The sequence below is a fragment of the Kitasatospora sp. NPDC057512 genome, assembly GCF_042802135.1.
Taxonomy (GTDB): Bacteria; Actinomycetota; Actinomycetes; order Streptomycetales; family Streptomycetaceae; genus Kitasatospora.
Genome location: NZ_JBHVET010000282.1, coordinates 1 through 9,776 on the forward strand (window position 1 = coordinate 1; position 9,776 = coordinate 9,776).

The 9,776-nt window shown below is 73.7% G+C and carries 9 protein-coding genes; 7 read left to right on the forward strand and 2 right to left on the reverse strand.

What is annotated here, in order from left to right; all coding sequences use genetic code 11:
• Positions 1-1,221: GNAT family N-acetyltransferase (locus ACFU6K_RS19655; protein WP_380664654.1), on the reverse strand; the 1,221-nt coding region annotated here is incomplete at its 3' end.
• 181 nt (positions 1,222-1,402) lie between these two features.
• Here ACFU6K_RS19655 and ACFU6K_RS19660 point away from each other — a divergent pair.
• From ACFU6K_RS19660 to ACFU6K_RS19675, 4 genes are all read left to right on the forward strand, one after another.
• The gene (locus ACFU6K_RS19660; protein ID WP_380664656.1) at positions 1,403-2,281 is read left to right on the forward strand and encodes a nuclease; all 879 of its coding nucleotides are present in this window, start codon (positions 1,403-1,405) and stop codon (positions 2,279-2,281) included.
• A 17-nt stretch (positions 2,282-2,298) separates the two neighbouring features.
• Complete coding sequence (locus ACFU6K_RS19665) at positions 2,299-2,706, forward strand: sugar dehydrogenase complex small subunit (protein ID WP_380664658.1); 408 nt, start codon at positions 2,299-2,301, stop codon at positions 2,704-2,706.
• Positions 2,707-2,726: 20 nt separating this feature from the next.
• On the forward strand, positions 2,727-4,421 hold the full coding sequence (locus tag ACFU6K_RS19670) for a GMC oxidoreductase (RefSeq protein WP_380664660.1): 1,695 nt from the start codon (positions 2,727-2,729) through the stop codon (positions 4,419-4,421).
• 88 nt (positions 4,422-4,509) lie between these two features.
• Positions 4,510-5,235, forward strand: coding sequence for a DedA family protein (locus ACFU6K_RS19675; protein WP_380664662.1), 726 nt, complete (start codon positions 4,510-4,512; stop codon positions 5,233-5,235).
• 12 nt (positions 5,236-5,247) lie between these two features.
• On the opposite strand, the gene ACFU6K_RS19680 is transcribed toward ACFU6K_RS19675, so the two are convergent.
• Positions 5,248-6,231: an aldo/keto reductase gene (locus tag ACFU6K_RS19680; protein ID WP_380664664.1), complete on the reverse strand. Its 984-nt coding sequence runs from the start codon at positions 6,229-6,231 to the stop codon at positions 5,248-5,250.
• Positions 6,232-6,408: 177 nt separating this feature from the next.
• On the opposite strand from ACFU6K_RS19680, the gene ACFU6K_RS19685 reads away from it, so the two are divergent.
• The 3 genes from ACFU6K_RS19685 to ACFU6K_RS19695 all read left to right on the forward strand — a co-directional run bounded on the left by ACFU6K_RS19685 (position 6,409) and on the right by ACFU6K_RS19695 (position 9,751).
• Complete coding sequence (locus ACFU6K_RS19685) at positions 6,409-7,782, forward strand: cryptochrome/photolyase family protein (RefSeq protein ID WP_380664666.1); 1,374 nt, start codon at positions 6,409-6,411, stop codon at positions 7,780-7,782.
• Between the two features lie 167 nt (positions 7,783-7,949).
• Positions 7,950-8,906 (forward strand): ABC transporter ATP-binding protein, encoded by a 957-nt coding sequence (locus tag ACFU6K_RS19690; RefSeq protein ID WP_380664668.1) that lies wholly within the window; start codon positions 7,950-7,952, stop codon positions 8,904-8,906.
• Positions 8,903-9,751 carry an ABC transporter permease gene (locus tag ACFU6K_RS19695; protein ID WP_380664670.1) on the forward strand — a complete coding sequence of 283 codons (849 nt, stop codon included), beginning with the start codon at positions 8,903-8,905 and terminating at the stop codon, positions 9,749-9,751. The genes ACFU6K_RS19690 and ACFU6K_RS19695 overlap by 4 nt, the downstream gene beginning before the upstream one ends.
• Positions 9,752-9,776 lie beyond the last annotated feature (25 nt).

Consider the following 9,776-nt stretch of genomic DNA (forward strand, 5'->3'; position numbering starts at 1 on the left):
GAACCAGTGCAGGCAGTGCGGCGTACGCTCGGCGCGGAACAGGGCGTCGGCGAGGGCGGCCGCGCCGGGGCGGTGGGCCAGGACGTGCCCGGCCCGGACGAGCGCGCTCGGGGCGGTACCGCCGAGGTAGACCGCGCCCAGGTCCCGGATGTCCAGGGAGAGGTCCGGCTCCCGGTCGGTCGGGACGCACTCGGCCTTCCCGTCCCGGACGGTCAGCAGGTGGCGGTGGTGCTCGCCGAGGAACGGGTCGTCGACGTCCAGGACGAGCTCGCCGTCCGTGAACCAGCCGCGCGAGGTCAGCGCGCGCGGGACGTCCAGCAGCCGCACCCAGAGCCAGTCGGTCTCGCCGCCCGGCTGGACGCCGCGGAAGTCCTCCAGCTGCCAGCGCAGCGGGTGCTCCGCCGGGACGTGCTTGAGCACGATCTGGGCGGCCAGGTCGTGGCCGAGCACGAACCGGGCGAGGTCGGTGTAGCCGGCGTCGTCGACGGCGATGGTCTCGTCGACCGTCAGGGTGTCCCCGTCCATCGCGTAGCTGGCGTACCCGTTCGGCGTTCCGTCGGCGTCCCGGTGGACGGCGACGTGGCGCGCCGTCGGGGCGGTCGGCACCTGCCCCGCGCCCAGCTCCCACCAACGGCGCGGCCGGGACAGCGCGCCGGGCTGGGCGCGGCGGTAGCGGTCGTAGACCTCCTCGATGATCCGCCCGCAGTCGGCCCGCTTGAACAGCTCGACCGAGCCGCCCGCCGGGGCCTCGCCCGCCGACCGCGCCGCCCGGGGCGCGGCGAAGGCGGCCTGGTGGCGCTGCACCGTCAGCCGCTGGGTGTACGTCGCCGGGCCGTAGCCGAACCGGCCGTAGATCCCGGCCTCGGCGGCCAGCAGCACCGACAGGAACTCCCCCCGGCCGCGCAGCTCGGCGAGCTGGTGGCGCATCATCGCGGTGAGCACGCCCTGGCGCCGGTGGGTGGGCAGCACGCCGACGGCCGTCACCCCGGAGGTCGGGACGACGACCTGCCCGGGCAGGGTGAGCTCGAAGCTGTACGCACCGGCGGTGCCGACGGTCCGCCCGTCCGCCGTCACGGCGAGCAGGTTGCGGTCCATCTCGGTCGCGGCCCACCAGACCCCGCCGCCGTCCGCGCCGGGGGCCTCCGAGAAGCGCCCCAGCGCGGCGTGGAAGGTGGCGACGAACGTGTCGAGGTCCCGGTCGGTCGTGGAACGGATTTCCATGTGGTGCTGCTGCCTCCCCGTGGTGCGGCGCCACTCCGCGTGGCGCCCCCCGAAGTTCAGCGCCACGGCGTGGCCCGGTCAACCGAATTACCGGCCGCCGCCGACTGGCCGACGGCGCGCTCCCGTGGTTTGCTCACGAAGTCATCACAAGGAGTCGCAACCCGACTACGGGAGGTCGCTCATGACCATGACCCTCATCAAGGGCCGCTACCAGATCAAGGGCTTCGAACCGGACGGCGACACCGTCCACTTCCTCCCCGACGACATCACCCTCTGGTCCAAGGTCCCCGGCGGGAACAAGGTCAAGCAGGACGCCGACGGCAGCGCCAGCCTGCGACTGGACGGGATCGACGCGCTGGAGACCCACTTCCAGGGCGTCGGTCCGGAGTTCACGCACCAGCCGCTCGACCTGGGCGCCCACGCCGCCCGGGACGCCCTGCTGGCCTTCCTGGGCTTCACCCAGGTCGTGCAGGGAGGAGACGAGAAGGTCACCTCCGCCACCCCGGAGACCGCCCCCGGGTTCATCCTCACCGGCGGCGCCGACAAGTACGGCCGCTGCGTCGCCCTGATCGGCAAGGGCGCGCCCGTCCCGGACGCCGACAGCGGAGCGGCACTCCTGGTCGACGTACCGATGCTGCACCAGACCGCCAACCACGAACTGCTCTCCCGCGGTCTGGTCTACCCGACGTTCTACGCGAACCTGCCGAAGGAGCTGCGCCTCGACATGGCCGCCACCTCCCGCCAGGCGCGGGCCACGAAGGCGCCGGACAGCGTCTGGGCCAACGACGTCACCCACAGCGGCGCCGCGATCGAGGACCTGGGCTCCCTCACCGACGACCTGGTCATCCTGCCGAAGCTGTTCCGGCGCCTGGCCGACTACCTGCGGCTCTTCGGCCCGTCCCTCGACCACCTGCCCGCCTTCCTGGCCGGCGGGGACGACGAGTACTTCTTCTCCGACCCGAGGTTCACGACCAAGGGCCTGCACCGCATCGTCGACGTCATCGGCGACACCGTCAAGCTGCGCCCCGCCATCGAGGACGTCGTCTTCCTCGAGAAGTGAACGGCAGGACACCCGCCATGCCACCCACCGCCGACTTCCGCGGCCTCTCCGAGCACCTCACCGGTACGGCCCCGCTCGACGCCCAGCTCTCCGACGCCTTCCAGCAGCGCGTCCTCGCCGCCTACCCCGCCGATCTCCCCCGCCTGCTCACCGCCTGGACCACCGCGACGGGCGCGCCGGACCCGGGCACGGCACTCCAGGACGCCCTGGACGCCGACGCCGCGCTCGCGCTCACCGCGCGCGCCGTGATCACGGTCTGGTACACCGGGCTGTTCGCCCGGCCGGACGAGACGACGGATCCCCCCGGCACGTCCGCGCAGTGGCGCTCCGGCCTGATCTGGAGCGTGATCGAGGCCCACCCGGGCTCCGCCGCACCGCAGCCGCCCCAGCCCAGTGGGTACGGCTACTGGACCCAGCACCCCTGAGCGAGCGAGGAACCGACCCGATGGACTTCGACTTCGACCTGGTCGTGGTGGGCGCCGGCGTCGCCGGGGCGCTCACCGCCTGCACCGTGAAGGCCGCGAAACCCGGCGCCCGCGTCCTGATCCTGGACGCGGGGAACAACGGCCTCGACGCGACGCAGCGGGCCGCCTTCGTCGAGGCCTACCAGCTCTCCCCCGGCAAGGGCGTCCCGACGCCGTACGCCGGTCTGCTGAACAACAAGGACGGCTTCGCCCCCTCCCAGGACGGTGTCGGCAATCCGGTCGTGATGAACCAGTACTACGACCAGAGCGGAACCACCGACCTGTTCGAGAGCGGTTTCCAGCGAATGACCGGCGGCAGCACCTGGGCCTGGCGCGGCAACACCCCCCGCTGGCTCGCCAACGACTTCCGGCTGAACACCGTCTACGGTCGCGGAGTGGACTGGCCCTTCGGCTACGACGAGTTGGAGCCCTACCTCGTCCGGGCCGAACAGGAGTTGGGCGTCTCGGGCGACGACGCCGAGTGGGCCTCCCTGACCCGGCGCAGCGCCGGATTCCCGATGCCGGCCATCGCCCCGAGCTACGGGGACCTGGTCGTCCGCGAGGCGCTGGCCGGCATGCCACCGATCGACAACGTCGAGGTGGTCCCGATCACCACCCCGCAGGCCCGCAACTCCCGGGAGTACCAAGGGCGCAGCTCCTGCCAGGGCAACTCCAGCTGCCTGCCGATCTGCCCGTCCGGAGCCAAGTACGACGCCGGGCACCACGTCGGCAGGGCACTCGCCCTCGGCGTCGAGCTCAAGCCCGCGTGCGTGGTGACGAAGGTGGTCCCCCAGCAGGACGGCTCCTCCACCGTGGTGTTCAAGGACTGGACCACCGCCGACCTCGCCGAGCAGAGCGTCACCGCCCGGCAGCTGGTGCTGGCCCTCAACGCCGTCGAGATCCCCAAGCTCTGGCTGGTCTCCGGCCTGCGGAACACCAGCGACCAGGTCGGCCGCAACCTGATGGACCACCTCACCGACGAGGTGGTGGGCCTGCTCGCCGAACCGGTCTTCCCGTTCCGCGGCCCGCAGAGCACGCTCGGCATCGAGAACTTCCGGGACGGCGTGTTCCGCAAGGACACCGGGGGCTTCCGGATGACGATCGGCAACGACGGCTGGGGCCGCACCCAGTCCCCGGAGGCCGCGCTCGACGCCCTCATGTGGGACAAGGCCGCCAAGAAGATCCTGCTGACCGGCCCGAAGCTCCAGGGGGCCGTCAACCACCGGGTCACCCGGATGCTGCGGTTCAGCTACTCCACCGAGCAGCTGCCGAGCCCTGACAACCGGGTCACGCTCTCCGACAAGCTCGACGTCCTCGGCCTGCCCCGCCCGAAGATCGCCTACCGGGTCGACGCCTACTCCAGGGCCGCGCTCGCCTACGGCCACAGCGTCGCCCACCGGATCTGGCAGTACCTCGAGGGCACCGTCGGCGCCGAGGAGATCTCCCCCGCCGCCCCGGCCGGGACGTACAAGGGCTCCGGCCACCTGATGGGCACCATGCGGATGGGCACCGCTCCGGAGGGCTCCGTGGTCGACCCGTCCGGCCGGTCCCACGACCACCCGGGCATCTGGGTCGTCGGCTCGGCCGTCTTCCCCACCGGCGGCACCTCCAATCCCACCCTCCAGCTGGCCGCCCTCACCCTACGCACCGCCGACGCCCTCGCCGCCGCCCTGTGACCCCTGCCCGGGCCGCCCGCCGGGCCGCCCGGGGCCGCGCGCACTAGATTGAGGCGGAGAGGAGCGCCGAACCCGAGCGGGGTGGCCGATGCACTCGATCACCGACTGGCTGAGCGGCCTGTCCGGCCCGATCGGGTACGCGGTGGTCGCGGGCCTCGTGTTCGTCGAGGACGCCCTGTTCTTCAGCTTCGTCGTCCCCGGCGAGACCGCCGCCGTCCTCGGCGGGTTCCTCGCCCAACAGGGCCGGGTCGACCTCGGCTGGCTCGTCCTGTTCGTGGTCCTCGCGGCGATCCTCGGCGACACGGCGGGTTACGAGATCGGCCGGCACCTCGGCCCGAGGCTCGTCGACACCCGGCCGATGCGCCGCCACGCGCACCGGGTCGAGCAGGCGCGGAGGCTGATGCGCCGGCGCGGCCCGGCCGCCGTCTTCTTCGGCCGCTTCGTCGCCTTCTTCCGCGCCATGGTGCCCACCCTGGCCGGCATGTCCCGGATGCCCTACCGCCGCTTCGTCCTGTTCAACGCGCTCGGCGGCCTCCTCTGGGGCGTCGGGTTCACCCTGCTCGGCTACTTCGCCGGGGCCGCCTACACCCGGGTCGAGGGCACCGTCGGCCGGGTCCTCGCCCTGGTGATCGGCGCGTTCGTCGTCGTCTCCCTCGCCGTCTGGTGGTTCCTGCGCCGGCGCGGGTCAGGGGACGGGGACCGCTCCCCGGCCCGGGCCGAACGGGAGGGAGAGCAGCGGGAGGCAGAGCGGCGGGAGGCAGAGCGACAGGACAGCGAGCGGCGGGAGCGGGAGCAACAGGACGGCAGGCCCTGACGCCGCGGCCGGTCACCAGCGGCCGTGCACCTGCGTCCGGATCCGCCGGTCGTACAGCTCGCGCACGGCGGCCAGGGTGACCGGCGGGAGCGGCGCCGAGTCGGCGGCGGCCGCGTTGGCCCGGGCCTGCGCCACGTTGCGCGCCCCGGGGATCACCGTCGTCACTCCCGGCTGCTGGGTGACCCAGCGCAGCGCCGCCTGCGCGGAGCTCACCCCCTCGGGCGCGAGCGCCGCGAACTCCGCGGCCGCCTCGACGCCCGTCGCGAAGTCCACCCCGGAGAAGGTCTCCCCCTGGTCGAAGGACTCGCCGTGGCGGTTGTACGTGCGGTGGTCGTCCGCGGCGAAGACGGTGTTCTCGTCGTACCGGCCGGACAACAGCCCCGAGGCCAGCGGCACCCGGGCGAGGATGCCCACCCCGGCCGCCTCGGCGGCGGGCAGCACCTGCTCCAACGGCTTGAGCCGGAAGGCGTTCAGGATGATCTGCACGCTCGCGACGTTCGGGCGCGCGATCGCGGTCAGCGCCTCGGCGCAGGTCTCCACGCTCACCCCGTACGCGGCGATCCGCTCCTCCGCCACCAGGGTGTCCAGGGCGTCGAACACCTCGTCCGAGGAATAGACCGGCGTCGGCGGGCAGTGCAGCTGCACCAGGTCGAGCCGGTCCACCCCCAGGTTGTCGCGCGAACGGTCGGCCCAGGCGCGGAAGTTGGCGAGGTTGTAGTGCTCGGGCCGCTGCTCGACCCGGCGGCCGAACTTGGTGGCGACGAACACCTCGGCGTCCGGGCGGTCCTTCAGGAAGCGGCCGATCAGCCGCTCGCTGCGGCCGTCTCCGTAGACGTCGGCGGTGTCGAAGAGGGTGACGCCGGCCTCCACCGAGGCCTCCAGCACGGCGAGGGCGTCCTCCTCCCGGACATCCCCCCAGTCCGCACCGAGCTGCCAGGTGCCGAGTCCGACGATCGAGACGGGGCGGCCGGTCCGGCCGAGTACGCGCTGTTCCATGGGGCGAGCCTCTCACGCGGCGCCCCCACCGCACACCACCGCACCATGCCGCACACCACCGCACCTTGCCGCACGGTGGGCACACCTCGTAGTACCGCGTCGCACCGCCGACGGCTCCGGCCGTCCCGGTAGAAAGCTGGGTACACCGACGTCGGCACCACCTGCGAGGCCCCACCCGTGACCGTATCGATCGCCCTGTTCACCCAGGACCTGCGGCTGCACGACAACCCCGTGCTGCACGCCGCCCGCTCCGCGGCCGACCGGGTCGTCCCGCTGTTCGTCCTGGACCCCGCCGTCGAGGGCGCCGGGTTCGCCGCGCCCAACCGGCAGGCCTTCCTGGCCGACTGCCTCGCCGACCTGGACGCCTCGCTGCGCCGGATCGGCTCCCGGCTGGTCGTGCGCCGCGGCGAGCCCGCCGAGCAGACGGCCAGGGTCGCCGCCGAGGCCGGTGCCGCCACCGTGCACGTCGCCGCGGGCGTCAGCGCCTTCGCGCACCGGCGGGAGGAGCGGCTGCGCAAGCTGTTCGGCGACCGCCTGCACGTCCACGACGCCTCGCTGACGGTCGTCCCAGCGGGCCGGATCACCCCGGCCGGCCGGAACCACTACGCGGTCTTCACCCCGTACCACCGCGCCTGGCAACGGGCGCCCCGCCGCACGGTGCTGGGCGCGCCCCGGGCCCTCGACACCCCGGACGGCATCGGCGGCATCGGCGGCATCGGCGGCTTCGGCGCCATCGGCGGCATCGGCGGCATCGGCGGCGAGAACCTCCGGCCGACCGGCCCGCTCTCGCCCTCGCTGCCGCCCGGCGGCGAGACCGCGGCCAGGCGGCGGTGGCGGCGCTGGGACGTCGACGCGTACGCGCGGGTGCACGACGACCTCGCCGCCGACGCCACCTCCCGGCTCTCCCCCTACCTGCACTTCGGCTGCCTGTCCGCCACCGAACTCGTCGAGCGCGCCCTGCGGCGCGACGGCGAGGGCGCGCAGGCCTTCGTCCGGCAGCTCGCCTGGCGCGACTTCCACCACCAGGTGCTCGCCGCCCGCCCGGACGCCGCCCACCGCGACTACCGGGCCAAGGACGACCACTGGCACCGGGACGAGCGCGAGGCCGAGGCCTGGCGGCAGGGCCGCACCGGATACCCGATCGTCGACGCCGGCATGCGCCAACTCGCCGAGGAGGGCTGGGTGCACAACCGGGCCCGCCTGCTGACGGCGGGCTTCCTCGCCAAGTCCCTGTACCTGGACTGGCGGATCGGGGCCGCCCACTTCCTGTCCCTGCTGGTCGACGGGGACGTGGCCGACAACCAGCTCAACTGGCAGTGGGTCGCGGGCACCGGCACCGACACCCGCCCCAACCGGGTGCTCAACCCGCTGCGCCAGGCCGACCGCTACGACCCGGACGGCGCGTACGTCCGCCGCTGGGTCCCCGAGCTCGCCCACCTGCCCGGCCCGGCCGTGCACCGCCCCTGGCTGCACGGCGCCGACTACCCGGCCCCGCTCATCGCCCCGGACGCCCTCACCGAGCGGTTCCGCCGGGGGCGGGGCCTGGACTGAGTTCCGCAGTCTGGGCTGTGCCAGGAGGCGGACGCGCGCACGGTACCCCGGTACTACGCCCCCGGCGATGATCGGCCCCGGGTACCACGGATCGCCGCGCCGTCGAACCTAGCGTGGAAGGCACCGGCGGCCGGGACGACCCGGCCCACGAACGTTGAGGGTGAGCGATGATCGAGGCGCACCAGCTGACGAAGCGGTACGGGGAGAAGACCGCCGTCGATCGGCTGGACTTCACGGTCCGGCCGGGGACGGTCACCGGCTTCCTCGGGCCCAACGGGGCGGGCAAGTCCACCACCATGCGGATGATCGTCGGACTGGACGCGCCGACCGGCGGCTCGGTGCGCGTCAACGGCCGCCGCTACGCCGAGCACGCCGCTCCGCTCCAGGAGGTCGGCGCACTGCTGGAGGCCAGGTCGATCCACCCCGGCCGCTCGGCGTTCAACCACCTGATGGCGCAGGCCCACACCCACGGCATCCCGCGCCGCCGCGTCGACGAGGTGATCGAGCTGACCGGCCTGCGGTCGGTGGCGCGGAAGCGGGCCGGCGCGTTCTCGCTCGGCATGGGCCAGCGGCTGGGGATCGCCGCCGCCCTGCTGGGCGACCCGGCGACGGTGATGCTGGACGAGCCGGTCAACGGCCTCGACCCCGAGGGCGTCCTGTGGATCCGCAACCTCCTCACCTCGCTCGCCGCCGAGGGCCGCACCGTCTTCGTCTCCTCCCACCTGATGAGCGAGGTCGCCCTCGTCGCGGACCACCTGATCATCGTCGGACGGGGCCGCCTGCTGGCCGACACCACCGTCCAGGACCTGGTCCGCGAGGCCGGCGGCGACGCCGTCACGGTGGCCAGCGCCGACCCGGCCCGGCTGCGCACCCTGCTCGCCGGCCCCGGCGTGGAGATCTCCGGCCGCTCCGGCTCCGAGGAGCTCCTCGTCACCGGCCGCACCGCCCGCGAGATCGGCCTGACCGCCGCCTCGCACGGCATCGCCCTGTTCGAGCTCGCCACCCGCACCGTCTCCCTGGAGGAGGCGTTCATGGACCTGACCCGGGACGCCGTCGAGTACCACGGCGCCACCACCGCCACCGCCACCACTGCCACTGTCGAGACCCCGAGGAGCGCGGCATGAGCACCCTCGCGCCGAGCCAGACCGCCACGCCCGCCGGCCCCGGGCCCGCGCGCCCCGTCTACAAGGTCACCGCCGCACGCGTGCTGCGCTCGGAGTGGGCCAAGCTGTGGTCCCTGCGCTCCACCTGGATCACCCTCGGCCTGGCCCTGCTGTTCCTGGTCGCGTTCGGCCTGATCGCCGCCGTCCAGTTCAAGTCCAGGCTCGACTCCGGCCGGCACCTCGACCGGGACTTCTCCGACGCCACCGCCCTGAGCCTGTCCCTGTTCGGCACCAACTTCGCCCAGCTCGCGCTCGGCGTCCTCGGCGTGCTGATCGCCGCCGGCGAGTACTCGACCGGCATGATCCGCTCCACCCTGGCCGCCGTGCCGCGCCGCCTGCCGGTCCTCTGGTCCAAGGCGGCCGTGTACGGGGTGATCGCCCTGCTACTCGGCACCGTCGGCGTGTTCGTCGCCTTCCTCACCGACAGCGGCATCCTGTCCGGCACCCGCGTGGCGATGGACCTCTCCAGCCCCGGCGCCGTCCGCGGCCTGCTGGGCGCGGGCCTCTACCTCGCCCTGGTCGGCGTGATCGGCGTCGCCCTGGGCGCGCTGCTGCGCTCCGTGGCCGGCGGCATCTCCGTCCTGGTGGCCACCCTGATGCTGGTCCCCGGCCTCGTCTCGCTGCTCCCCACGTCCTGGCAGAGCCACATCAGCCCGTATCTGCCCAGCCACGCGGGCGAGGCGATGTTCGCCCTGCACCACGACGCGACCACCCTGTCGCCCGCCGCCGGGCTGGCGGTCTTCCTCCTGTGGACGGTGCTGGCCCTGGCCGGCGCAGCGGTGCGGCTCGTGCGCAGCGACGTCTGAGAGACTCCGGTGCGGCACCCGGTCC